General features: G+C 65.7%; 23 protein-coding genes and 2 pseudogenes. 11 read left to right on the top strand and 14 right to left on the bottom strand.

The features are described from left to right. Positions 1-90 precede the first annotated feature (90 nt). Entirely contained in the window at positions 91-1,470 is a 1,380-nt protein-coding gene (dnaB, locus tag FDW83_RS08025; RefSeq protein ID WP_138137267.1) for a replicative DNA helicase, read from the top strand. Here dnaB and FDW83_RS08030 read toward each other — a convergent pair. Both FDW83_RS08030 and FDW83_RS19420 read right to left on the bottom strand, forming a co-directional pair. Beyond that, positions 1,467-2,456: an acyl-CoA thioesterase gene (locus tag FDW83_RS08030; RefSeq protein WP_138137269.1), complete on the bottom strand. Its 990-nt coding sequence runs from the start codon at positions 2,454-2,456 to the stop codon at positions 1,467-1,469. The two genes, dnaB and FDW83_RS08030, sit on opposite strands and share 4 nt — an antisense overlap. A 95-nt stretch (positions 2,457-2,551) precedes the next feature. Next, a pseudogene (locus FDW83_RS19420) lies at positions 2,552-2,799 on the bottom strand (hypothetical protein); the annotation flags it as partial. A gap of 209 nt (positions 2,800-3,008) precedes the next feature. Here FDW83_RS19420 and FDW83_RS08040 point away from each other — a divergent pair. The 3 genes from FDW83_RS08040 (at position 3,009) to FDW83_RS08050 (ending at position 5,457) form a co-directional block, all read left to right on the top strand. Beyond that, a complete protein-coding gene (locus FDW83_RS08040) occupies positions 3,009-4,361 on the top strand; it encodes an MATE family efflux transporter (RefSeq protein WP_138137271.1) in 1,353 nt (450 codons plus the stop codon). Between the two features lie 41 nt (positions 4,362-4,402). Continuing rightward, the gene (locus tag FDW83_RS08045; protein ID WP_240720898.1) at positions 4,403-4,993 is read left to right on the top strand and encodes a DUF308 domain-containing protein; all 591 of its coding nucleotides are present in this window, start codon (positions 4,403-4,405) and stop codon (positions 4,991-4,993) included. Between the two features lie 104 nt (positions 4,994-5,097). After that, the gene (locus FDW83_RS08050; RefSeq protein WP_138137513.1) at positions 5,098-5,457 is read left to right on the top strand and encodes a hypothetical protein; all 360 of its coding nucleotides are present in this window, start codon (positions 5,098-5,100) and stop codon (positions 5,455-5,457) included. 20 nt (positions 5,458-5,477) lie between these two features. Here the strand turns inward: FDW83_RS08050 and FDW83_RS08055 are convergent, their stop codons facing one another. After that, on the bottom strand, positions 5,478-6,023 hold the full coding sequence (locus FDW83_RS08055) for an ABATE domain-containing protein (protein ID WP_138137273.1): 546 nt from the start codon (positions 6,021-6,023) through the stop codon (positions 5,478-5,480). A gap of 131 nt (positions 6,024-6,154) precedes the next feature. On the opposite strand from FDW83_RS08055, the gene FDW83_RS08060 reads away from it, so the two are divergent. Beyond that, complete coding sequence (locus FDW83_RS08060; protein WP_138137515.1) at positions 6,155-7,156, top strand: DMT family transporter; 1,002 nt, start codon at positions 6,155-6,157, stop codon at positions 7,154-7,156. A 112-nt stretch (positions 7,157-7,268) separates the two neighbouring features. On the opposite strand, the gene FDW83_RS08065 is transcribed toward FDW83_RS08060, so the two are convergent. Next, a complete protein-coding gene (locus FDW83_RS08065) occupies positions 7,269-7,532 on the bottom strand; it encodes a WXG100 family type VII secretion target (protein ID WP_138137275.1) in 264 nt (87 codons plus the stop codon). A gap of 212 nt (positions 7,533-7,744) precedes the next feature. On the opposite strand from FDW83_RS08065, the gene FDW83_RS08070 reads away from it, so the two are divergent. Next, complete coding sequence (locus FDW83_RS08070; RefSeq protein WP_138137277.1) at positions 7,745-8,017, top strand: DUF2277 domain-containing protein; 273 nt, start codon at positions 7,745-7,747, stop codon at positions 8,015-8,017. A gap of 24 nt (positions 8,018-8,041) precedes the next feature. Here the strand turns inward: FDW83_RS08070 and FDW83_RS08075 are convergent, their stop codons facing one another. The 6 genes from FDW83_RS08075 to FDW83_RS08100 form a co-directional block, all read right to left on the bottom strand. After that, entirely contained in the window at positions 8,042-10,315 is a 2,274-nt protein-coding gene (locus tag FDW83_RS08075) for a cation-translocating P-type ATPase (protein ID WP_138137278.1), read from the bottom strand. 21 nt (positions 10,316-10,336) lie between these two features. Continuing rightward, the gene (locus tag FDW83_RS08080) at positions 10,337-10,576 is read right to left on the bottom strand and encodes a heavy-metal-associated domain-containing protein (protein ID WP_138137280.1); all 240 of its coding nucleotides are present in this window, start codon (positions 10,574-10,576) and stop codon (positions 10,337-10,339) included. 51 nt (positions 10,577-10,627) lie between these two features. Then, positions 10,628-10,972 (bottom strand): metal-sensitive transcriptional regulator, encoded by a 345-nt coding sequence (locus FDW83_RS08085; RefSeq protein ID WP_138137282.1) that lies wholly within the window; start codon positions 10,970-10,972, stop codon positions 10,628-10,630. 276 nt (positions 10,973-11,248) lie between these two features. Further along, entirely contained in the window at positions 11,249-11,767 is a 519-nt protein-coding gene (locus FDW83_RS08090) for a universal stress protein (RefSeq protein WP_138137284.1), read from the bottom strand. A 55-nt stretch (positions 11,768-11,822) separates the two neighbouring features. After that, entirely contained in the window at positions 11,823-12,566 is a 744-nt protein-coding gene (locus tag FDW83_RS08095) for a class F sortase (RefSeq protein WP_138137286.1), read from the bottom strand. Positions 12,567-12,677: 111 nt separating this feature from the next. Continuing rightward, positions 12,678-13,379, bottom strand: coding sequence for a hypothetical protein (locus tag FDW83_RS08100; protein ID WP_138137288.1), 702 nt, complete (start codon positions 13,377-13,379; stop codon positions 12,678-12,680). Positions 13,380-13,656: 277 nt separating this feature from the next. Here FDW83_RS08100 and FDW83_RS08105 point away from each other — a divergent pair, with 277 nt between their 5' ends. The 3 genes from FDW83_RS08105 to FDW83_RS08115 are packed head-to-tail and all read left to right on the top strand — an operon-like array spanning position 13,657 to position 15,296. After that, positions 13,657-13,857: a hypothetical protein gene (locus tag FDW83_RS08105; protein WP_138137290.1), complete on the top strand. Its 201-nt coding sequence runs from the start codon at positions 13,657-13,659 to the stop codon at positions 13,855-13,857. Between the two features lie 52 nt (positions 13,858-13,909). Then, positions 13,910-15,016, top strand: coding sequence for an exo-alpha-sialidase (locus tag FDW83_RS08110; protein ID WP_138137291.1), 1,107 nt, complete (start codon positions 13,910-13,912; stop codon positions 15,014-15,016). Then, on the top strand, positions 15,009-15,296 hold the full coding sequence (locus FDW83_RS08115) for a MoaD/ThiS family protein (RefSeq protein WP_138137293.1): 288 nt from the start codon (positions 15,009-15,011) through the stop codon (positions 15,294-15,296). The genes FDW83_RS08110 and FDW83_RS08115 overlap by 8 nt, the downstream gene beginning before the upstream one ends. 90 nt (positions 15,297-15,386) lie before the next feature. Here FDW83_RS08115 and FDW83_RS08120 read toward each other — a convergent pair whose 3' ends face one another. Beyond that, entirely contained in the window at positions 15,387-15,623 is a 237-nt protein-coding gene (locus tag FDW83_RS08120) for a hypothetical protein (RefSeq protein ID WP_138137295.1), read from the bottom strand. A gap of 180 nt (positions 15,624-15,803) precedes the next feature. Between FDW83_RS08120 and FDW83_RS08125 the strand changes: the two genes are divergently transcribed. Further along, the gene (locus FDW83_RS08125; RefSeq protein ID WP_138137297.1) at positions 15,804-16,217 is read left to right on the top strand and encodes a hypothetical protein; all 414 of its coding nucleotides are present in this window, start codon (positions 15,804-15,806) and stop codon (positions 16,215-16,217) included. Here FDW83_RS08125 and FDW83_RS08130 read toward each other — a convergent pair. Beyond that, complete coding sequence (locus FDW83_RS08130; protein ID WP_138137299.1) at positions 16,214-17,440, bottom strand: pyridoxal phosphate-dependent aminotransferase; 1,227 nt, start codon at positions 17,438-17,440, stop codon at positions 16,214-16,216. The genes FDW83_RS08125 and FDW83_RS08130 overlap by 4 nt on opposite strands. A 613-nt stretch (positions 17,441-18,053) precedes the next feature. Between FDW83_RS08130 and FDW83_RS08135 the strand changes: the two genes are divergently transcribed. Continuing rightward, positions 18,054-19,166 carry a DNRLRE domain-containing protein gene (locus FDW83_RS08135; protein ID WP_138137301.1) on the top strand — a complete coding sequence of 371 codons (1,113 nt, stop codon included), beginning with the start codon at positions 18,054-18,056 and terminating at the stop codon, positions 19,164-19,166. Positions 19,167-19,903: 737 nt separating this feature from the next. Here the strand turns inward: FDW83_RS08135 and FDW83_RS08140 are convergent. Together FDW83_RS08140 and nirB are read right to left on the bottom strand one after the other, a co-directional pair. After that, a complete protein-coding gene (locus FDW83_RS08140) occupies positions 19,904-20,236 on the bottom strand; it encodes a Rieske (2Fe-2S) protein (protein ID WP_138137303.1) in 333 nt (110 codons plus the stop codon). 65 nt (positions 20,237-20,301) lie between these two features. Next, positions 20,302-22,733 (bottom strand): annotated as a pseudogene (gene nirB / locus FDW83_RS08145) (nitrite reductase large subunit NirB); the annotation flags it as partial. Between the last annotated feature and the right edge of the window lie 51 nt (positions 22,734-22,784).

The following is a 22,784-nucleotide window of genomic DNA, read 5'->3' on the forward strand; positions in this document are numbered from 1 at the left end:
GGAAGGCGGAGCACGGACTACCGGGCGAGCCCCCGACAGGACGAATAGTTTCCGGGCAACCCAGCCCGGTACAAGTGGAGGACGGCAGCATTGTCAATTGCGCATCTGGACCCGGTGGAGACTACCCGCGGATCAGACACAAGCCGGAAGCCACCCCAGGACATCGCTGCAGAGCAGTCAGTCCTCGGCGGCATGATGCTCTCTAAGGATGCCATTGCAGACGTAGTGGAAATTCTGCGCGGCCAGGACTTTTACCGGCCGGCGCACGAAACCATCTACGAAGCCGTCATTGACCTGTACGGCCGGGGTGAGCCCGCAGATGCCGTCACTGTCTCCGATGAACTGACCAAGCGCGGGGAAATCAACAGGATCGGCGGGCCCGCTTACCTCCACGAACTGATCCAGACAGTTCCCACCGCTGCCAACGCCGGGTACTACGCCGAAATCGTGGCCGAGCGCGCCGTCCTTCGGCGCCTTGTGAACGCCGGCACCAAAATCGTACAGCTGGGCTACGGCTCAGACGGCGAGGTGGAGGACCTGGTCAACCAGGCCCAGGCCGAGGTCTACGCGGTGGCGGAACGGCGCACAGCCGAGGATTACGTTGTCCTCAAGGACGTCATGGAATCCACCGTGGACGAGATCGAGGCTTCCGGCCACCGCGGTGAAGGCATGGTGGGCGTCCCTACCGGGTTCTACGAGCTCGATGAACTGACCCACGGCCTGCATCCCGGCCAGATGATCGTCATCGCGGCGCGCCCCGCCGTCGGCAAGTCCACGTTCGCCCTGGACTTTGCCCGTTCCGCTGCCATCAAGAACAACTTGGCCACTGTCATGTTTTCCCTCGAAATGGGCCGGAACGAGATTGCGATGCGCCTGCTGTCCGCGGAGGCCACCATCAGCCTCCAGGACCTCCGGAAGGGGACCATCAAGGACGAGCAATGGTCCAAGATCGCCACCACCATGGGGCGCATGAACGACGCTCCACTGTTCATTGACGACAGCCCCAACATGTCTCTCATGGAAATCCGGGCCAAATGCCGCCGCCTCAAGCAGCAGCATGACCTCAAGCTCGTGGTACTGGACTACCTGCAGCTGATGAGCTCCGGCAAGAAGGTAGAGTCCCGCCAGCAGGAAGTCTCCGAGTTTTCCCGTGCACTGAAGCTGCTGGCCAAGGAACTCCAGGTCCCGGTCATCGCCCTGTCCCAGCTGAACCGTGGCTCGGAGCAGCGCCAGGACAAGCGGCCCATGGTTTCGGACCTCCGCGAGTCCGGCTCCATCGAGCAGGACGCGGACATGGTGATCCTCCTCCACCGCGAGGACGTCTACGACAAGGAATCACCCCGCGCCGGGGAAGCCGACATCCTTGTGGCCAAGCACCGTAATGGCCCCACCAAGGACATTGTTGTCGCATTCCAGGGCCACTATTCGCGCTTTGCCAACATGGCCGGCGACACCGGCGGCGGCTTCTAGGAAACCTCGCCGGCCGCCGCCTGCTGAAGCAGATGGTTCGGTAGCCGGTTACCCGGCGCGGCCGCGCGGATTTCCAGCAGTTCGCGTGCATGCGCGTGCAGGCGCTTATCCTCGTCGCTGACCGGCACCCACGCGGGGATCGCCACCGACGTGCCCTCGTCGTCGCGCGCCACCATAACCGTGAGGCAGTACGTGGTGAGGTTCAGTTCGCGGCCCTTGGGGTCTCCTGAGCGGACGTGGACGGCGATGTGCATGCCCTTGGTGCCGGTATACACAAGCCTGGCCTCCACCTCCACCACGTGCCCGATCAGTAGCGGACGGTAGAAGCGGACGCCGCCGGAGAAGACTGCCACGGTGTCCCTGCCGCAATAGCGGGATGCGCAGACGTAGGCGGCCTCATCGATCCATTTCATGACGATCCCGCCGTGTACCTTGCCACCCCAGTTCACGTCCGTGGGCGCTGCCATGAACCGCAGCGTCACTCTTTCCGCCGTTCCCGCATCGGTATATTCCTGGCGGTTCATGGCTTCCACGATCTGTTCGCGAACCTTGATCCGGGCAAGGGCGTGGTCCCGCTGTTCAATCTCCGCCGGCGTGACGGGCTCGAACTGCGGCACGGGAATCGGCTTTCCGTCCTGCCCGACGGCCACGAAGATCACCATGCACTGGCTTCGCATAGTGGCTGGACCGCCCTTGGGATCTCCTGAGGACACCACCGTGTGGATATGCATGGAGGAACGGCCCGTGTACACGATGGTGGCCTCCACCTCCACCATGTCGCCGCTGTTGACGGGATCCGCGAAGTGGATGTTTCCCACGTAGGCGGTGACGCAGTAGGACTTGGCCCATCCCACGGCCGCGGCATAGGCGGCCTTGTCCACCCACTCCAGCACGGTGCCGGCGTCAACGGACCCGCTGTGGCCCACGTCGGTGGGGGCGGCCAGGAATCGGAGGGTCACAGAGTTCGGGGTGCCGGTCCGGGTCATGCTGCGATCATACTGGCGCTTTCGGTTACCGGCCGGTCGGGTTAAGCAGGCTGCCCTGCCCACCTGCAGGTGGACGGGAGCTCGGCCGGTGCGAATTAGCGGGTGTAGACGATATCCGGCTGGGACGGGATCTCCATGCCTTCCCCGATGAAGAAGCCCGGGTGCGGCGGCTGGTTGTAGGAGATGTCTCCCTTGCCAGGGACAGCCGGTACACCGGATCGTGCATGAGCGTGCGTAGCCGCACGTCGGTACCTGCGGCGGTGGTGTAGATCCACAGTTCCGTGCTGTCGGACGAGGGCCACGCGATTTCTTTGCGCCAGTCACCCAGGAGGGCGGCCAAAATCCGCCGAAAACGCCGGAAAGCTGCGGGATAGCTGTACCGGAACAGCGTCCCGGCACCGTTCCGGCGATTCGGGCGGTTGAAGCACGACGCGAAGACTCCCGCGGATGCGTGCACCAGGAACAGGGCGCCCAACATGTCGAGGGCGAGGAGTGCGGCCACCACGCGGGCCGCGACAGGCCGGCAGGACGGCGGACCGTTAAGCTGGCACGGTGCCCCAGCCTTCCACGTCCCTTCCCGTTGCGGGCGGCAAGAGCCACGCCCGGGAGATCCTCCGCCTCGCCGTCCCCGCTTTTGGTGCGCTCGTTGCCGAACCGCTGTTCCTGCTCGCGGATTCCGCCATCGTGGGGCACCTTGGGGTGGCGCAGCTCGCCGGCGTGGGGTTGGCATCGGCGGTGCTGCATACCGCCGTCGGGTTGATGGTTTTCCTGGCTTATTCCACCACCCCTGCCGTTGCACGGGCCATCGGGGACGGGCAGCTGGGCAAGGCCCTCGCGGCAGGGCGCGACGGCGTCTGGCTGGCGCTGCTGCTGGGTTTGGTTCTTGCAGTGGCCGGGTTCGCCGCCGCCGAGCCGCTGATCGGGCTGATGGGGGCGGAAGGCGAGGTGCGGGCCTTCGCCGTCGACTATTTGCGCTGGTCCATGCCCGGGCTGGTGGCCATGCTGCTCATCTTTGCCGGCACCGGTGTCCTCCGTGGCCTGCAGGACACCCGGACGCCGCTGGTGGTGGCAACCGCCGGTTTCGGACTCAACGTCGTCCTGAATTTCTGGCTGGTGTATGGCCTGGGCTGGTCCGTCACCGGTTCGGCCGTGGGAACCAGCGTGGCGCAGTGGGCCATGGCGGCTGTTTACCTGGTGATGGTCCGCCGCAACGCGGCCGCCCACGGAGTGAGCCTCCTGCCCAGCTGGCGGGGCATCCGCAGCATGACCAGGGTGGGTTCCTGGCTGATGCTGCGCACGCTGAGCCTGCGCGCCGCCATCCTGGTAACGGTGCTGGTGGTCACGGCGCAGGGCGCAGTCAACCTCGCGGCACACCAGCTGGCGATGACCATCTTTTCGTTCCTGGCCTTCGCCCTGGACGCCCTCGCGATTGCCGCGCAGGCCCTGATCGGCAAGGAACTGGGCGCGTCCAACGCTGCCAAAGCACGGGCATTGACCGGCACCATGATCCGCTGGGGGACCGGATTCGGCGTGATCACCGGAGTGCTCCTGGCCGTCGCCGCCCCCTGGGTGGGCGCGCTTTTCACCCCGGACCCCCAGGTGCAGGCTGTCCTGGCAGTGGCCCTGTGGGTCCTTGCCGCCGGGCAGCCGGTTGCCGGATATGTTTTTGTGCTCGACGGCGTCCTGATCGGCGCGGGGGATGCGAGGTACCTGGCCCTGGCAGGGCTGGTCAACCTGGCGGTCTACTTGCCGCTGCTGGCCGCGGTGGCCTGGTCGGGCGCCGCAGGTGCTGCCGGCCTGGGCTGGCTCTGGGCCGCTTTTGCCGTGGGCTACATGGCTGCTCGGGCGCTGACGCTGGGCATCCGTGCGCGGTCGGACAAATGGATGGTCCTCGGTTCCGCCTAGCCGCTGGAACAGCCGGGACTGTCCGGCACTAAACTGGACCGGTGACCCAACCGCTTAAGCCCGCAGGAGCCATGCCAGCAACCGCACCCCGCCCGGACCTTTGGAAGCCGGTTCTGCTTCGCTCGGCGGCTGCGCTTGTCTTTGGGGCGGTGACCATCTTCTGGCCGTCGCCCTCTATCCAGGTGATGGGCTGGGCGGGCGGACTGTACCTGCTCGCCACGGGCGTGGTGTTCCTTCGGGGTGTCCCCGCCACGGGTTTCCAGCGGGACTCGGCGCAGGGCAAGCTGCTTTCCGCGGCCGGTTCCGTTCTGGCCGGTGCCGGCTTCGCCCTGGTACTGCTGCACAGTGACCTGCTGTTCGCCGTCATCGCAGCGCTGGCTCTGGGCGCCGCCGGAGCCCTGGAACTGTGGTGCGGCCTGCGGAACCGCAGCCGCCACGTACTTGCCCGGGACTGGATCGCCTCGGGCATTATCGGCCTGGGAACCGCCGCGGTCCTGCCGTTCTTCGTCAGCCTGGGCGCCCACGCCCTTCTGGGCGTGGCAGGAGGCGGGGCGATCATTTCCGGTGTGCTGTGGATCCTCTCCGGCCTCACGCTAAGGCACGATGCCCGGAGCGGCGCCGAAAAGCCGTAAACTAGGAAGGCGCGGTTCTACCCAGTGTAGAAAATTTGGCCGGGCGTACCACCACCAACGCACACCAGGACGGCCGGCATGCCGCCCTGCAGGGAGGATCTACCGTGGCAGACCAGCATCCAGGAAAACCGCGCAAGCTGCGGACCTCGGTGAAGGGGCCGCTGATGTTCTCCGCGTTCTGGGCCGCGGTCACGTTCGTCGCCGTGCTCATCTTCGCATCCGGCGGCAGCGCCAAGGTGCCGCGCTTCGACCTTGCCTTCACCGGCGCCGGGATCGCGTTCATTGTCACCCTGGTGATCGCCGCCATGCTGTCCATGAGCTACAAGGAGAACGCCGAGCACCTGGGCAAGGGATCGGGCGTCAACCTGAGCTCGGCGAAGAGGCCGTCGCACGGCTTTGGTGCCCCCGGTTCCCAGAACCCGCCAGCGTCCGACGCCGGCCCTGAGGGTTCCGCGGACCGCTGACCCCGGGTGCCGTCCCCGTCCTAGTTCGCCGCCGCCTGCCGGGCTCGGTAGGCAGCCACGTGCGCCCGGTTGGCGCAGTTTCCGGTATCGCAGTAGCGCTTGGATCTGTTCCGCGTCAGGTCCAGGACCGCCGCATTGCAGTCCTCCGCCTCGCACGTCCGCAGCCGGTCCATCTCCTTGCTGCGGATCACGTCCGCCAGGGCCATTGCCGCCTCGGTGCTCATCCTGTCCGCAAGCGGGGCCTCGGGCGCGGTGGCGTGCAGGTGCCAGTCCCAGTTGTCGTGCTTAACCAGCTGGGGGAGGGCGTTCGCCTCCCGCAGCAGCCGGTTCACCGTGTCCACCGCCGCGTCCTCATTGGCCGTCCAAAGCTCGGCGAGCCGGCTCCGCAGGGCACGCACGCTGTCCAGCTCAGCCGCATTCCGGGTCCGTGAACCGGAGAAACCTTCGGCCGCGAGGAACGCGTCAAGATCAGCCTGCGTGGCCAGTTCCTCCCTGCCGTTCGCTGCGGAATTGATGAGATCCACCACGGACCGCAGCGCCACCTCAGTGTCAGGGGCAAAAACCATCTTGACTCCTTACAGCTCCCGGCGGTACTGTCATGACCATTACCCCACTTTACCCCTGACAGGAGGCGACGGTGCCTGCCGCCAAGAACAAGACACAGAGCCGTTCCGCACCGGCGTCCCCGCGGGGATTCATGGCGTCCGGCCTGGGCGTCGCGCTTCTTTCCACCGCGGTATTCGGGCTTTCCGGCTCGTTCGCCAAAGCACTGCTGGAAACCGGCTGGTCCACCGGAGCGGCCGTGACCATGCGGCTCACGGGCGCCGCCCTGATCCTCGCCATCCCCGCCCTGTTGGCATTGCGGGGGCGCTGGCACCAGCTCCGGGATAACTGGCTGACCATCGTACTTTTCGGCCTGATCGGCGTGGCCGCCTGCCAGCTGTTCTACTTCAACGCGGTGGCCCGCCTGTCCGTCGGCGTGGCACTCCTGCTCGAGTACCTGGCGCCTGTGCTCATCGTGCTGTGGCTTTGGGCCGCCAGCCGGAAGCGGCCGCGTGTGCTGACGCTCGGCGGAACCCTGCTCTCCCTGGCCGGGCTGGTGCTGGTCCTCGACCTCACCGGTGCGGTCAAGGTGGACCCTGTGGGAGTGCTCTGGGGCATCGCGGCGGCAGTCTGCCTTGCCATGTACTTCTTCATCACGGCCAGGGAGAACGACACCCTGCCGCCCATCGTGCTGGCCTCGGGAGGCCTGATGGTGGGCGCAGCGGTGATGTGGCTCGCCGCAGCCACCGGCCTGCTGCCCATGGCCTTCAGTACCGCGGACACCAGGCTGGGGCCCTGGGTCACCCCGTGGTGGGTTCCCCTCGCCGGACTCGTCATCCTGGCCACAGTCCTCGCTTACGTTTCGGGCATCATGGCCGCCCGCGCCCTCGGTTCCAAGGTGGCGTCCTTTGTGTCGCTGACCGAGGTCCTCTTCGCCGTCGTCTGGGCCTGGTTGCTGCTGGGCGAGCTGCCCGGCGCCATCCAACTGCTGGGCGGGGTGCTCATTGTGGGCGGTGTCATCCTGGTCCGGCTTGATGAACTCCGGGCCCCGGCCAGCCGGGCCGGTGCGTACGCCGGCGGCAGCGGGCAAGCCGCGGCGGCTCCCAGGGCGCCGTCACCGCTGGAGCACGCGAACGACGTCGAACCCGTCCCCTAAGTGCCCCGGCAGTTCCGGAAGTTCCTGAATCCGGCTGTGCGAGCCTGGTAGAACGTGGCAGGGCCCGGGCACCGCGTGGTGTCCGGGCCCTGCGGGCTTCATTAACCGGTGGTTAGCGGGAAGCCTGGGTCTGCTCTTCGGCGTTCCGCTTGGCCTGGTTGCCGGCTTCCTTCAGCGCTTCAGCAACCTTGGTCAGCATGGTGGAGTGGGTACCGGACCATTCCTGGCGGAACTTGTCCGCGTCCGGGCCCTTCCAGTCGGTGCTGCTCAAAACCTTGGTGAGAGTGGATTTCTGCGTCTCGATCTCGGACGCACCTGCCTGAAGCTTGCTGCCGAGCTGGCGAAGCTGCTCAACGTCTGCACCCCAAATAGCCATCAGTTTCTCCTTGTGTGGATCGTGGATCCGAACCTGGTCGGCTCCCCAGCGGCCCCCCGGCTCATCCGGAAGATCCATTGCCTAAAACCTACCCCGCCCTTAAAACAGCGTCGATGGGCACCCCTGCCCATGCCGGACTCCCCATCGACTAGTGTCCGCTAAGCTGCGCAGGAGGGGTCGATCCCAGGCGCTCCAGAGCCTAGCATGGCCATATGTGCCGGAATATCCGAACCCTCCACAACTTCGAGCCGCACGCCACCTCCGAGGAAGTGCACGCCGCCGCCCTGCAGTACGTGCGCAAGATCAGCGGCAGCACCAAGCCTTCGAAGGCCAACCAGGAAGCGTTCGATGAGGCGGTCCACGAGATCGCCCACATCACCCAGCACCTCCTGGACTCCCTGGTTAGCTCGGCGCCGCCCAAGGACCGGGAGGTCGAAGCGGCCAAGGCCAAGGCCCGCGCGGCTGTCCGGTACGGCGCGGCCTGACCGCCGCCTTCCCGGAGCAGGCTGCTACTTGCCGAAGGTCCGCAGCCGCAGCGAGTTCGCCACCACCAGGACAGAGCTGGCCGCCATCGCGGCGCCGGCAATCATGGGATTCAGCAGCCCCAGCGAGGCAACCGGAATGCCCACCGCATTGTAGAAGAAGGCCCAGAACAGATTGGTCTTGATGGTCGAGAGGGTCTTCCGGGACAGCTCGATGGCCTGTGCCACCTGGCCGAGGTCGTTGCCCATTACCGTCAGGTCGGCGGCTTCGATAGCCACGTCCGTGCCGGAGCCCATCGCGATGCCAAGATCCGCCTGCGCCAGGGCGGCGGCGTCATTGACGCCGTCGCCGGCCATGGCGACGGTGGCGCCGCCGGCCTGCAGCTTCCGCACCGCCTCGACTTTTCCTTCCGGCAGGACTCCGGCGTAGACATCCTGCGGATCAATCCCGACGGCGGCAGCCACCTGGGCGGCCACGGCTGCGTTGTCTCCGGTCAGCAGGATGGGACGGAGTCCCAGGTGCTTGAGCCGCGCCACGGCCGCGGCGGAGCCTTCCTTGATGGTGTCGCGCAGGCTGATGACACCGGCGGGAGTGCCGTCCACGGCAACCCAGACAGCGGTGGCGCCGGCCGCTTCCGCGGCCTCGAGCACAGCATGCTGCCCGCTGCCAGGCTGGATGCCGTTCTGCTGCAGCCAGCCGATGCGGCCCGCCACCACCAGCCGCCCCTCGACGGTGCCCCGGACTCCGCCGCCCGGAGCGGAACGGAAGCCTGTGACGGAAGGAAGGGCGCCGCCGTCGTACCGTGCTTCGGCTTCCCTTGCCGACGCCGCAATGGCGTGCGCCACCGGATGCTCGGAGGCCGCTTCCACCGCCCCGGCCAGCCGCAGGACATCACGGTCCGTGAAGCCGTCGAACGCGGTGGTGCCGTCCACGGCCAGGACGCCGGTGGTCACAGTGCCGGTCTTGTCCAGCAGGATGGTGTCCACGGTGCGGGTGTCCTCGAGGACCTGTGGCCCCTTGATGAGGATGCCCAGTTGGGCGCCCCGGCCGGTGCCGGTCAGCAGGCCCACCGGAGTGGCCAGGCCCAGTGCGCAGGGGCAGGCAATGACCAGGACGGCGACGGCGGCGGTAAAGGCCGCACGTAGCTCCCCGCTTGTTATGGACGGGCCCGCGAACAGGAGCCACAGGATGAACGTAGCCGCCGCAATGGCCAGGACCACCGGAACGAACACGGCGCTGATGCGGTCCGCCAGCCGGGCGATGGGGGCCTTGCCGGTCTGGGCCTGGGACACCAGGCGGGCCATCTGGGCCAGCGTGGTCCCGGACCCCACCCGGGTTGCTTTGACCAGGAGCCGGCCGGACGTATTGATGGTGGCACCCGTGACGGCCGTGCCGGGCCCGGCTTCCACCGGGACGGATTCGCCGGTGACCAGGGACGTGTCCACCGCGGAGTTTCCGTCCACAACCACGCCGTCGGTGGCGATTTTTTCACCAGGCCGGACGACAATGAGGTCACCCACCTGCAGCCGGTCCGCGGGGACGCGGTGCTCCACGCCGTCGCGCACCACCGTGGCGTCCTTGGCGCCGAGGTTGAGGAGGGCCTGCAGGGCGCTGCCGGCGCGCTGTTTGGCGCGGGCTTCGAGGTACCGGCCGAGGAGCAGGAACGTGGTGACAACGGCGGCCACCTCGAAGTAGAGGCCGCCGGTTCCCATGCCCTCCATGCCGGGGTGCTCCGTCATCCGGGGATCGGCCGCGAGCTGCCAGGCCGAGAACAGGTATGCCGCGGCCACCCCGAGGGACACCAGGGTGTCCATTGTGGAAGCAAGGTGGCGGGCGTTGACGGCTGCGGCGCGGTGGAACGGCCAGGCGGCCCACGTCACGACGGGCAGGGACAGGGCGGCCGCAACCCAGCCCCAGTTGGGAAACTGGAACCCGGGGAGCATGGAGATCAGGAACACGGGCACGGTGAGGACTGCGGCGACCATCAAGCGCGGACGGAGGCGCGCTGCGGCGTGGGCGTCCGCTTCTTCCAGGGATCCGGCCTCCGCCGGTGGCTGCGGTGCACGGACGGTTGCCTTGTAGCCCGCGGCGTTGACGGTGTCCACCAGTTGGTCATCGGTGATGCCGTCGGGGACCGTTACGTAGGCGGACTCGAGTGGCAGGTTGACCGAGGCGGCCACGCCTGCGAGCTTGCCGAGCTTCTTTTCCACCCGGTTCACGCAGGAGGCGCAGGTCATGCCCTCAATGTCCAGCTCCACCACCCGGGTGCCCGCAGGGTGGAGCAGTTCCTGATGACTCATGTCCTTGTCCCGGTTGCCTTTCTAGGCTTCGTTGGCGACGACCAGGTATCCGGCTTCTGCCACGGCTTCCCCGATTTCGGCAGGTGCGAGTTCCTTGGTGGAGGTGATGGTGACCGTGGAGATGCCGCCGGCGTTCAGTTCAACGTCAACGGCCTCCACTCCTGCGAGGGCCTCGAGTTCCTCGCTGACGGCGGAGACGCAGTGCCCGCAGGTCATGCCGGAGACGTTGACGGTAGTGGTGGTGGGGGAGGTGGTGCTCATGGCTGGCTCCTCGTGTTGTGCCGGCGGTAACCGGCGTGGATGGGTATTGTTCTAGCGCAGCAGCCGGCCGATGGCATCAGCGGCTTCCTTGACCTTGGCATCGATGGCTTCAGCGCGGGCGGCGGGGTCCGGCTCGGAGGCGGCTCCCACCACGCAGTGGCCGATATGCTCTTCCACCAGCCCCAGGCTCACCGCATGCAGCGCCTTGGTGACGGCGGAAACCTGGGTAAGGATGTCGATGCAGTACTTGTCCTCGTCCACCATCCGCGCGATGCCCCGCACCTGGCCTTCAATCCGCTTCAGACGGCGCAGGTAGGCGTCCTTGTTGCCGGTGTAGCCGTGGTCCGCAGCCTCTTCCCCTGCAGGCAGGGAGACCGCTTCTTCCATGGGGTTCATGGTTCTAAAGGTATACCCCCAAGGGGTATAGGCGCAACTACCCCCAGGGGGTATGGCAGTGCGCTGCGAAAGGGCACAAAAAAGCTCCGGAGTGCGTTATTGGGGGATACGCACTCCGGAGCGGCCTTTGGGCAGTCCAGCCTCCACGCGGCGTGGTGCCTGGCTTGCGTAAATCAGCTTACTGGCTGGTACTTGCCACCGCCAGCACCGCGAATAACTACTTTCACTTTATTTTCCGGGCTTCTTTCCGGCGTCCCGAAAAACGTGAGGACGGCGTCAGGGCCGGTCTTCGTGGGCCGGCATCCGGTAGGGGACCACCAGTACCGGCCTGCTCTGATGGTGGCTGAGCCAGGCCCCCACCGAGCCGTTGAGCGCTTCCGCAAGCCGGTGGGAAAAACCCCGTTCAGAGGTACCCACAATGATCATGGGTGCGTTGGCCTCGGCCGCCAAGCGGCCCAGTGCGCGTGCGGGGTCCCCGGAGAGGGTGCGCAGCGTCCACTCCACCCGTCCGCTTCCGGAAGGAAGCTCATCCACGGCAGCCTGCACGGCCGTTTTGAGTTCCGTGGTCAGGGTCCGGATTTCCGTGTCATCAGCATCCGGATGGAGTGACAGGCGGTGCGCCGAGCGGGCCGGGTCCCACTCCACCAGGTAGCTGGCTTCATCCACATACGCGCAGAGCAGGGGAGTGCCGAGCCGGGCAGCAAGGGACGTGGCAGTCTGCAGAACCTCGGGATGCTGCCTGGGCATGATCCCGACCAGCAGCGGGGCAGTCCCGCTGAAGCGTTCCGATGTCATAGCTCATTGTCCGCCCATGCAGGGGGCGATGAACAGGTAACCGGCGGTTGCCGGACTAAGAAACCGCAGGTGAGGCCGTGATAACCACGTTCTTGCCCCAGGGGTCCTCCGTGTAGCAGCTGATGAGGACCAGTCGGTTGGGCACGATGTCCCAGACGGGGCTGTCCTTTAAACCTGATTTCACATAGGTGGTCACGTTGTCCACCTGGTAGGCGATGGTCCCGGCCGTGGTATCCACTTCCAAGCGGTCTCCCACGCGCGACGACGAACTGAGGTGGTTGAACGGCGCCTCTGCCCCGTCCCAGCTGTGGCCGATGACGTAGGTGGTGTTGGCGGAGCCCCCGCCGGGTATCCCGAACGGGGTCAGCCAGTAACCGTCCCTGGTTTCCGGCGGCACGATGGTCTGGCTGGCCCGGGCTGCGCCGTCCAGCTCCAGCGGGTACACCGGCACATCGAAGCCGGCCGAGGGGTAGCGGATACGCACAGGTGCTGCGGCCGGCGGAAGCACAGCGGCTGGTGCCTGCCGGACAGCCGGGGTGGCTGGCGCCGTCGTCGTGTCCGGGGCCTTCCTCGAGCCGGTAACCGCGATGGGTTCCGGCACCACCAGGGAGGCAGCGGAGGGAACGGAGCCGGCGCTGCTTCCGACGGCGGCCGGCTGGGGCTGGGTGAGCAGGGGCACACCGAACGTGATGGCCAGGAAGGCCGCAACGCCGGCAAGCAGAATGGCAAGGTCTCCGCGGTTCCAGCGCCGCCGCGCGCGCTGTGGCTGCGCCGCGTGCCGGCTCCGTTCCTGGGACATGCTGCTCCTCGGCGGTTGCGGGTTGAAGTTAGGGAGGAAGGCGCCCTGCCGGGCACTGGCAGGACGCCTTCCTTGTCACGCGGCCGCTGGCTGCGGCGCAGGTTTCCGGGATCAGCCGGCCATGGAACCGGCGGACCGGCGGCGTACTGCAACGGCTGCTCCAGCCGCCACCAGCGCACCAAGGCCGCCAAGCCAGGCGGAGGAACCCTCGGCTCCACTGACGGCGGTCTGTGCGTTATATCCCTGGTTGGTACCTAGGCTGGCGGTGGCGGAAGCGGCGGTGCCGGTGCGGACCGGGGCCTGCGGTGCGGGTGCGGCGGTTTGTGCCTGCGGCGCCACGGCGCCTGCCGCCGGTGCCACCAACGGCTGCTGGACCACGGGCGCGGCTGGCGGTTCGACGACGGCGGCTGGCGGTTCGACGACGGGTGCTACCACCGGCGTTTCGACCGCCGGAGATTCACCCCCGGGCGGGTTGACGACGGGCGGGTTGACGACCGGCGGGTTCACCACCGGCTCTTCCGCTACCGGATCGTCCACGTCCACACATCCGGCGGCGTGGATAGCCGCGCCGCTGCCCCAGTTCTGCCCGTTGCTCAGGAACTCGTTGGGCGGAATGATGTCCTCCGGGTGGTGGTCGTGGCCGTGCAGCCCGTTGACATCAATCATGATCGGACTGTACGTTCCGGCATTCTTGCCGGAACCCGCGTGGCAGATCATGATTGCGTTGTCGTTGCCGCGGTCGGCTGATGCAGGAGCCGCTACCACCAAAGCGGCGAGTCCCACCACCCCCAACGTGGCGAAAGTACGTTTCATTTGTTGTCTCCCCAGTTCGTGTGAAACGGACCATGTGCAGGGAGGGCCAGCGTCTTGCCGTATGCCCCAGCAGCACGGTCAGCTTGCTTGAGGTTTCAGGCTAGGAGCGGTGGCAGGGGCAGGTCCTGAGTAGGAGGTACTCGACTTTTGAGGGCGGCCCGCCGACGGGTTACTTGTGGGTACGCGCCCGGCTGCCCCGGCTACTGGACCTGGCAATCCACCCTTGTCCGGCCAAGACGCCGCGCCTAACGTTGGAGCTGAACGAAAGGTGGGCGTCATGGAAATCTACATGTGGTGGCTGGACCTGGACCTCGACTCCAAGGAGTGGCTGCGCGAGAACCTCCGCGCGGAGGAGCTGCCGCTTCACGTTATCCAGGGCATCGCCGAAGCCGGCGGACCCCACCCTGAAAATCCGGCCGCCGTGCTCACCGACGCCGACTGGGACTTTATCGAAACCCAGTCCGAGTTCGTGGACTGACCCGGCGGTTCAGGGCCCCAAACCGTTGCGGGCTCCGGACCGCAGTGGTTGCATGGTGCGCATGGCATCCGCAGAGAGTTTTGTCTTGGCGATCGGGACCAAAAAAGGCCTTTGGCTGGCCACCAGCCAGGACAGGCGCGAATGGTCCTTCACCGGCCCCCACTTCCTGATGAGTGAGATCCCCAGCATCGGGATCGACACCAGGGACGGCCGCACCCGCATCATGGTCGGCGTGCGGAGCGAGCATTGGGGGCCCACTGTTGCGCACTCCGATGATCTCGGGGCCACCTGGTCGGAGCCCGAGCAGGGGGCAATCAAGTTCCCGGAAGATACCGGCGCGGCGGTTGAACGCGTCTGGCAGATCTACCCGGACGTGGCCTCCAGGCCGGGCGTCGTCTGGGCAGGAGCGGAACCCATTTCCCTGTGGAAGTCCACGGACGGCGGTGAGCACTTCGAGCTGAACCGCGGGCTTTGGGACCACCCGCACCGCAGCGAGTGGGGTGCGGGCTACGGTGGTGCAGCGGCGCACTCGATCGTGGTCCACCCGGCGGGGGAGACTGTCCATGTCGCCATGAGCACGGGCGGCGTTTACCGTTCGCTCGACGGCGGCAGCTCCTGGGAGCCGCGCAACAAGGGGATTTCGGCGTACTTCATGCCGGACCCCAACCCGGAATTCGGGCAGTGCGTGCACAAGATCGCCGCCGATCCCGCCGTCGAGGGACGCCTCTATGCGCAGAACCACCACGGTGTCTACCGCACAGATGACAACGCGGACACGTGGAAGTCCATCGCGGAGGGCCTGCCGGCAGATTTCGGCTTCGTGATGCTTACGCACCCCCGGCGGGAGGGGACTGCGTGGGTCATCCCGTTGAAGGCGGACGGGGAGCGTATTCCACCCAACGGCGAGCTGGCGGTCCACCGCACGGACGACGCCGGCTCCACCTGGAAACGGATGGCCTTCGGGCTGCCAAGGGGCGAGTACAACAGCGTCCTGCGCGATGCTGCCTCGGTGGATACGGCGGAACCGGCCGGGGTGTACTTCGGTACCCGGGGCGGCACGGTTTACGCCAGTGCCGACGAGGGTGAGACGTTCAGGGAAGTGGCAGCACACCTGCCGGACGTCCTGTGCGTGCGGGCGGCCGTGGTGGCCGGTGCCTGACATCGCCGTGGTGCTCCCCAGCGTGCTGCAGCCGCTGGCCGGCGGGCAGTCCGTGCTGACTGCGCCCGCCGACGGGCCGGTGACGGTGGGAAAGCTGCTGGACGCCGTCACGTCCGACTTTGCGGTGCTCGCCAGGCGGCTGCGGGATGAAACGGGCGCCCTGCGGCGGTTCGTGAACATTTACGTGGACGGCGACGAGGTGCGCCGGCTGCAGGGGCTGGAGACCGTGGTGGCACCCGGGCAGGAGGTTTTGGTCATCCAGTCGGTGGCCGGAGGCTGAACCCGCCGGTACCGCGGCCGCGGGCAGTCCTTACTGACTACGCCCGCCGCCGCGGCTGGTGATGCTGCAGGCCCCAGCCGAGGAGGATGCTCAGGCGACCCGCCAGACGCTGCATTCGTCCGTATTGATTGCTTTCCGGAGGCCCGTGATCCGGTCCATGATCCAGACGACGCCGATGCCCGGCGCTGTTTCCTGGACGCTGCCGCGGCGGATCACCACATCATCGTAGGAGGGCCCGACGGAGAGGCGGGCTTCAATTTCGTCACCCCGGTGGAGCTGGTCCAGGGCGCGGACTCTGGTTACATGCGGGGTCGCTTTCTTCATCACGGCGGGGCCTCCTGGCTGGAGCTGGTGCCGGCTCTTTGCCGGCAGTAACCAGTGTGGAGGGGCAATGTTGCAGGACGGTTTCCCGGCGGTTAGGTGCCGGTTAGTTGTTTGATCCCGCGCTGTTTCCGCCGGGCGTTGACGCTGCCGGGAACTGTGGGAGGCGGCACCTAAGGTAGGGGCATGGAGATCGTGCAGGGGATCTGGGCCGCGGTGGCCGGGGCGGCGGCCCTTGCGCCGCTGGCGACGTTCGGCGTCGTGCTTGTTGCTTACCTGGCGTACCGGCAGAAGGACCGCGCGGACCGCCGGGACCAGTGGTGGAAGCGCGCCGAATGGGCAATCGACTCGGCGCTCAACGACGCCGATCCGCAGCGCCGGCTGGCCGGACTGAAGGTGCTCGTGCAGCTGATCGGCAGCGACCTGGCCACGGCGGAGGACGCCGACCTGATGAGCGCCCTCGCGGTGGGCATCCTGCAGAAGGAAGGCGCAGCGGATGCCAGGCGCAGCGCAGCAGCCGCCGCCTCCAACGCTGACTGGATTGTGCGCGAGGCCCAGCGGCTGCTGGAGGCGGCTGCCGCCAGGAGCCGGTCCGCCTAGGCCGCGCCGCGGCTGCGGTAGCCGGCCAGGAACGTGGCGATCCGCTCTACTGCCTCCTCGATGTCCAGGACGGACGGGAGGATCACAAACCGGAAGTGGTCCGGTGTGGGCCAGTTGAACGCTGTGCCGTGGGAGACGAGGATCTTTTGCTCCTGCAGGAGGTCCAGCACGAACTTTTCATCGTTCGTGATGGGGTACAGGTCCGGGTCCAGGCGCGGGAACAGGTACATGGCGCCCGCCGCCGGCACGCAGGTGACTCCGGGAATGGCGGTGAGGAGCTTGTGGGCGAGGTCGCGCTGCTCGCGCAACCGTCCGCCTGGCTTCACCAGTGCCTCGATGCTCTGGTAGCCGCCCAGGCAGGTCTGGATGGCGTGCTGGGCGGGGACGTTGGCGCAGAGACGGAGCGAGGCGAGCAGCTCCAGGGCTTCGCGGTAGCCGGCAGTGGCGGCGAGGGGGCCGGTGACGGCCACCCAGCCGGCGCGGTAGCCGGGCATGCGGTAGGCCTTGGACAGGCCGCTGAAGGTGAGGCAGCAAATGTCCTCGGCCACGGATGCGGTATGGATGTGTTTGGCGTCCTCGTAAAGGACCTTTTCGTAGATCTCGTCGGAGAACAGGACCAGGTTGTGCTTGCGGGCCAGGGCGGCGAACTGCTCCAGGATGTGCCGGGGGTACACCGCGCCGGTGGGGTTGTTCGGGTTGATGATCACGATGCCTTTGGTGCGGCTGGTGATCTTGGCTTCAACGTCGGCCATGTCCGGCCACCAGTTCTCCGCCTCGTCGCAGAGGTAGTGGACTGGTTGGCCGCCGGTCAGGGTCACGGCGGCGGTCCAGAGCGGATAGTCCGGTGCGGGGACCAGGATCTCGTCACCGTTCTCCATGAATGCCTGCAGGCACATGGAGATCAGTTCGCTGACGCCGTTCCCGATGACGATGTCCTCGACGCCGATGTTCATCAGTCCGCGGGTCTGGTAGTACTGCGAGATGGCCGTGCGGGCGGTGAAGATGCCCTTGGAGTCGCTGTAGCCCTGGGCGCCGCGCAGGTGGTGGATCATGTCCACCACCACCGACTCCGGCGCCTCCAGCCCGAACGGTGCGGTGTCCCCGAGGTTCATCTTCAGGATTCGGTGCCCTTCGGCCTCCATGTTCTTGGCCGCCTGGAGGATGGGTCCCCGGAGTTCGTACCGGACGTTCTGGAGTTTGCTGGAAAATTGCATGGCGCGCATGGTTGATCTTTTCACAAAGCACGACGGCGGGAGGCCGGGTTGCGGGAGCCCCCCGTTGTCCACACTCCCAGGGGGAATGCGGTTCCGACGCCGAACCATGACGGCAGACCCACGCCCTTCCTGTTGCGGTTCTTCAGCCTGCGGACGCCAGCTGTGCATGGGATGACTCTGCTACAAACCAGACTGACTGGTCGGTTTTATCGGAACTTCGGGCAGGACCCTCTGCCGCCCTTGAATTCGAGTTCCGGTTCAATGGCCTTATAAGGGGATCATCCATTTCGCATTAGGTATAGGTGTTTTCACCAGTCCCAAAAATTTGGGTATAGGGGATCGATTGCCCGCGATTTTGCCCGGGTCTACGCTTTGAAGTAGCTCGCATTCAGCCGTCGTTGTTTCTGGGTCGGCGCTGGCTCAGGCAGCCGGACACATTACTTTCCCAGTAGGAACAGCGATAGACATGGAATCTACGAGCGTTCAGCCGTTGCCCACCCAGCGGAACCGACGCGGCATGATGTTCAGGCGCAGATACTTGGCCGTTGCGTCGACAATTCTGTTTCTGTGCGCAGTTATCACTCCGACAACCGCAGGTTCCGCCGCGACTACCTCTTTACTTATGGACACGTACGTGCAGGCGGACAGGGCGACTACGAATTTTGGATCCAGCGTCCGTTTGTCCACAGAAGGCCGTGCGTACATCTGGCGGAATTCGCTCCTGCGGTTCTCCGTGCAGGTTCCCCCGGGTGAACATGTTGTTTCAGCCAAACTTCGGGCGTATTCCGAGGCGTCTGCAACGTCCACTGAGTTTGTGGATGTCTTTACTACGTCTGGGGGCTGGACCGAGCGGGGCGTGACCTGGAATAACGCGCCGGCACGCGGGACATGGCTCGGTAAGGCTGGCGGGTTCGCCGCCGGCTCGTGGGTTGAATGGGATGTGACCAAGGGCGTCAACGCGAAGGGCGGCGAGCAAAACTTCAAGCTGGAAAGCAACGCGCAGAAGTGGATCGGGTTCAAGGCAAAGGAATCGTCGAACTCAGCCCTGCGCCCAAGGCTGGTGGTGACCACCGCGCCAGACACGGTTATTTCCACTGAGGCCGCCGTGGTTCATGGGTGGGGCACGCGGGTAGCTGGGGATGAGTTCAATTATGCTGGCGCGCCCGATGCCATGAAGTGGAATGTCTATAACAGTGCCGGCCACGCGGGCAACGGTATCCGGAGTCCCGGGCAAGTTACCGTAGACGGTTCCAAGATGGTCATCAATGGAACGCCGGATGGCACGACCGCCGGTATGGGCGCGAAGTTTGCAAACCAGAAGTATGGCCGGTGGGAAGTTCGGGCGGCCGGGTCTGGTGATGACGAATACCATATGGTGTCCATCTTGTGGCCCGATAGTGAAAATTGGCCGTGTGACGGTGAGATCGACTACGCGGAGACGACTGGCGACTGGAGCGTCATCAAGTTCTTCCACCACTATGGATGTTCGAACCTGCAGACGTCCGCGTACAAGCCCGTGGACGTGACCCAGTTCCACAACTATGCGCTTGACTGGTCCCCGCGCGGGATCGTGGGCTATGTCGATGGGGTGAAATGGTTTGAAGACACCGATCCCGCGCATCAGCCTCCCGGTCCGATGCACCAGACGTTACAACTGGACTGGTTCCCTGACAGCACTGCCAACGGCGCCGGCGAAATGCGGGTGGATTGGGTGCGGGTGTACGCGGCGGGTTGAACCCCATAAGAACCCGGACGGTTTCCTGACCTGCATCTGAATGGTGTAAACACCGCGTTGGTCGTCGAAGTTCTCGAATAGTTTTGCCGTCCCGGTGAGGAAAGCGGGAAACCACCGTTCCTGACGGGGGCGTAACACCCCGCCGACAAGATGCCTCAATCGGCGGACCCTGGACCTCTCGCCATGCCGGGCCTTCCTGTCACCGCTAGACGGCATAAAAGGTCGAAAAGAATAGGAATCCGGCGATGGTAATCAGAAGTTCCCGTAGGGGAGGCGAAGCCAGCGAAAGCAGGAGCCTTGATCCCGGCAAGGTCAGCATCACCACCGTGAATGCGACCTGAACGCCTAAGACGGTTATCAGCAAGTGGCTGCCCACAAAGGACAGAAACCTCTTCCAGTACGATTCCGGTATTTGTTTTCCCCCTAAACAAAGCTAAACGTTCCATAACCAACATTTTTAAGAAAGGGGATTTGGCATCCCTCAGTGATTCGCTCCAGCCATTGCACGCAGACATGCAGTCCCCGGCCAGGGATGCTGCACCCCTGCCCGCGACATGAAAGCTCAGCGGAACCTGTTGCTGTTCCTAGCACATCTCTTTCAGGCTTCCGGCATCACCGATGCTCCTATAGCGGTCAAATTGCTCTTGGCTTCCCCGCACCAGTCGAATAGGAGCTCAACCTCTCGGGCTCCTACGCAGTACTTGCTTTTGCCCTGACGCAGCACGGCTTGGAGGTCATCAACCAGGCGGGAACGCAATCACAATATTCCCGCTGTCGTCGAGAGACGCGTGGTAGGTCCGCAGCGGCCCGGCCCCTGTGCTCGAGCAGCCGCTGTCCAGCGAGAAGGCATGCTGATGGAGCGGACAGATGACCTCCTGTCGGTCGAGAGTGCCGTCGGCGATCGGCCCGCCCCGATGGGAGCAGACCGCGGACAGGGCCCGCAGGGAACCGTCACGGAGGCGGAACACCGCAACCTGGTCACCGTCCACCACGAACGCGCGCCCTTCGCCGACCGGAACCTGGTCCACCGGACCAAGCAGGTGGCCGCCCGTGGCCGCATGCGTGCTCATCGGGTGACCCTGAGGTCGCCGGCTTCCCTGCCTGCCTCAGTCTGAGGCATGGGCTGGCCGTCGGCCCTTACCGGTACTTGGGGGAGAACCTCGAGCGGCAGAGCCGTACGGAACTGTCCTGGAGTGAACGGATCCGCCCGCTCCCTCCAGGGATCCACGTAGTCCTCGATGGACGCCTGCATTGCCGCATCCAGCTGTTCGCCCAAGCCCTCTGCGTCGTCGACAATCACCGAGCGGAGGTGTTCTATGCCCACGCGCGGAACGAACGCATAGGTGCGCTCGAGCCAATTGGCGTTCTCACGGTAATACTGCATGAAGCGGCCCGTCAGCAGCTTGACGGTCTCCGGATCATCCACAGTGGCAAGCAGGTCCCCCTTGCGGATATGTGCTCCCGCCGCGCCGCCCACATAAATCTCCCAGCGGCCACCGTCGATCGCGACGACGCCGACGTCCTTGACCAGCGACTCGGCACAGTTACGCGGGCAACCGGAAACGGCAAGCTTCATCTTCGCGGGCGACTCGATGCCCTGAAACGTGGACTCGATTTCCACACCGAGCTTCGTCGAATCACCGGTGCCGAAACGGCAGAATTCCTGTCCCACGCAGGTCTTCACCGTGCGGAAGCTTTTGCCGTAGGCGTAGCCGGATGGCATATCGAGGTCCGCCCATACTTTGGGCAGGTCCTCCTTTGGAACACCCAACAGGTCGATGCGTTGCCCACCCGTCAGCTTCACCATTGGGATCCGGTATTTCTCCGCCACGTCGGCAATGCGCCGCAACTGCTGGGGAGAGGTAACCCCTCCCTTCATCTGCGGCACCACGGAGAACGTGCCGTCCCGCTGGATGTTGGCGTGCACCCGGTCGTTGACGAACCGTGCGTCACGCTCGTCGATGTACTCGCCGGCAAGCATCATCTTCATCAGGGAGGCAAGTCCCATCTTCGATCGTGCGTCCTCACGCCCTCCGGGTGCCAGCGCCGCGAATACCTGCGACACTGACCGCAAACCCTGATCCCGGATGGCCTTCATCAACGCGGGCTTGTCCAGGGGAATGCCGGGAACGTAGTAGGTTGCCGATGGTTCCTCTTCGACGGTACCGTCGGCAGCCCACTCCACGATCTGCTTCACCATGAGTTTGCAGGAGCCGCAGCCTTTGCCTGCACGGGTGGCGTCCATAACGCCGGAGACCGTCTTGAAGCCGCCTCTGACGGCGTCGACCAGTTTCCCTTTGCTCACTCCGTTGCAGTTGCAGACCTGCGCATCGTTGGCCAGTTCCGCAGCACCCGCCTCCTCAGAGGGCCCTCCGACGTCGAACATCAGCGAGATCCGCTCCTCCGGGAGCGGCAATCCCCGGTCGAATGCCTGCGTCAGGTAGGCCACCTTTCGGCTATCCCCGAGCAGCGTCGCACCTACCACCTTCTCGTTCCGGATCACGATCGACTTGAAGACGCCCCGACTCGGTTCCGAGAACACAATGTGCTCGTCCGTGTCCCGCTCCGGGCCCTGCAGGCCCATGGAGGCGACCTCCACCCCGGCCACCTTCAGTTTGGTGGCTGTGCGCGACCCGAGATACATGGAAGTGGGGTTGGCGCCGGTCACCTGATCCGCCAGCACGGCGGCCTGCTCCCACAGTGGTGCCACCAAGCCGTACACCTCGCCGCGATGCTGCACACACTCGCCGACCGCATAGATGTCCTCCTCGTCCTGGACGCGCATGTAGTCGTCCACCACTATCGCGCGTTCGACGGCCAGCCCGCTGGACACGGCGACGTCCACATTGGGTCTGATACCCGCGGCGACCACGACCATGTGGCACGCCAGATCAGGTTTGTCCCGCAGCCGTACGCCACGGACCTTATCCCGTCCCAGAATCGCCGTGGTACGGCTGCCGGTATGCACGCCGATACCCAGCGCTTCCACGCTGCGGCGCAGGACCGCACCGCCCTCCGGCCCCATCTGCGCATTCATCAGGTGTCCACCGGAATGAACGACGTCGACTCCCACTCCATGAGACTGCAGCCCGCGGGCCGCTTCCAGACCGAGCAGGCCCCCGCCGATCACGACGGCGTGGCGTGGTGCTCGTGCTGGGCATAGGTAACCATGTTGCGGGTGTCGTCGATGGTGCGGAAGGCGAATACACCGGGCAGCAGTGAACCGTCCTCCATATACAGCCCGTCCATCGTGGGCATGAACGAGCGGCTGCCGGTGGCAATGATGAGCACGTCGTACGGCGTCTGCCGGCCGTCGTCCGAGAACACCGCCTTGGCATACGGATCGATCTTCTCTACACGCACGCCGGCATGGAGGGTTATTCCGTTCTCCTCATACCAGGGCAGGGAATTGAGGAAGATGTCCGCATCGCTCTCCTCCCCGGAAAGCACATGGCTGAGCATGATCCGGTTGTAGTTGCCGTACGGTTCGTCGCCGAACATGATGACCTGAAACTGCTCGCCTCCGCCCCGGGCCAGAATCTCCTCGACGGCACGGGCCCCCGCCATCCCGTTGCCGATCACCACCAGGCGGCGCCGGCTGTCATTACCCGTGGCGGC

The sequence above is a fragment of the Pseudarthrobacter sp. NamE2 genome (assembly GCF_005796205.1).
GTDB lineage: Bacteria > Actinomycetota > Actinomycetes > Actinomycetales > Micrococcaceae > Arthrobacter.

What these genes read in the sequence shown, in the direction of transcription:
- FDW83_RS08110 (WP_138137291.1), top strand. Translation starts at nt 13,910, where the DNA reads ATGGTGCGCATGGCATCCGCAGAGAGTTTTGTCTTGGCGATCGGGACC.
- FDW83_RS08125 (WP_138137297.1), top strand. Translation starts at nt 15,804, where the DNA reads ATGGAGATCGTGCAGGGGATCTGGGCCGCGGTGGCCGGGGCGGCGGCC.
- FDW83_RS08060 (WP_138137515.1), top strand. Translation starts at nt 6,155, where the DNA reads ATGGCGTCCGGCCTGGGCGTCGCGCTTCTTTCCACCGCGGTATTCGGG.
- FDW83_RS08105 (WP_138137290.1), top strand. Translation starts at nt 13,657, where the DNA reads ATGGAAATCTACATGTGGTGGCTGGACCTGGACCTCGACTCCAAGGAG.
- FDW83_RS08095 (WP_138137286.1), bottom strand. Translation starts at nt 12,566, where the DNA reads ATGTCCCAGGAACGGAGCCGGCACGCGGCGCAGCCACAGCGCGCGCGG.
- FDW83_RS08070 (WP_138137277.1), top strand. Translation starts at nt 7,745, where the DNA reads ATGTGCCGGAATATCCGAACCCTCCACAACTTCGAGCCGCACGCCACC.
- FDW83_RS08030 (WP_138137269.1), bottom strand. Translation starts at nt 2,456, where the DNA reads ATGACCCGGACCGGCACCCCGAACTCTGTGACCCTCCGATTCCTGGCC.
- FDW83_RS08065 (WP_138137275.1), bottom strand. Translation starts at nt 7,532, where the DNA reads ATGGCTATTTGGGGTGCAGACGTTGAGCAGCTTCGCCAGCTCGGCAGC.
- FDW83_RS08075 (WP_138137278.1), bottom strand. Translation starts at nt 10,315, where the DNA reads ATGAGTCATCAGGAACTGCTCCACCCTGCGGGCACCCGGGTGGTGGAG.
- FDW83_RS08130 (WP_138137299.1), bottom strand. Translation starts at nt 17,440, where the DNA reads ATGCGCGCCATGCAATTTTCCAGCAAACTCCAGAACGTCCGGTACGAA.
- FDW83_RS08140 (WP_138137303.1), bottom strand. Translation starts at nt 20,236, where the DNA reads ATGAGCACGCATGCGGCCACGGGCGGCCACCTGCTTGGTCCGGTGGAC.
- FDW83_RS08085 (WP_138137282.1), bottom strand. Translation starts at nt 10,972, where the DNA reads ATGAACCCCATGGAAGAAGCGGTCTCCCTGCCTGCAGGGGAAGAGGCT.
- FDW83_RS08135 (WP_138137301.1), top strand. Translation starts at nt 18,054, where the DNA reads ATGGACACGTACGTGCAGGCGGACAGGGCGACTACGAATTTTGGATCC.
- FDW83_RS08090 (WP_138137284.1), bottom strand. Translation starts at nt 11,767, where the DNA reads ATGACATCGGAACGCTTCAGCGGGACTGCCCCGCTGCTGGTCGGGATC.
- FDW83_RS08080 (WP_138137280.1), bottom strand. Translation starts at nt 10,576, where the DNA reads ATGAGCACCACCTCCCCCACCACCACTACCGTCAACGTCTCCGGCATG.
- FDW83_RS08055 (WP_138137273.1), bottom strand. Translation starts at nt 6,023, where the DNA reads ATGGTTTTTGCCCCTGACACTGAGGTGGCGCTGCGGTCCGTGGTGGAT.
- FDW83_RS08100 (WP_138137288.1), bottom strand. Translation starts at nt 13,379, where the DNA reads ATGAAACGTACTTTCGCCACGTTGGGGGTGGTGGGACTCGCCGCTTTG.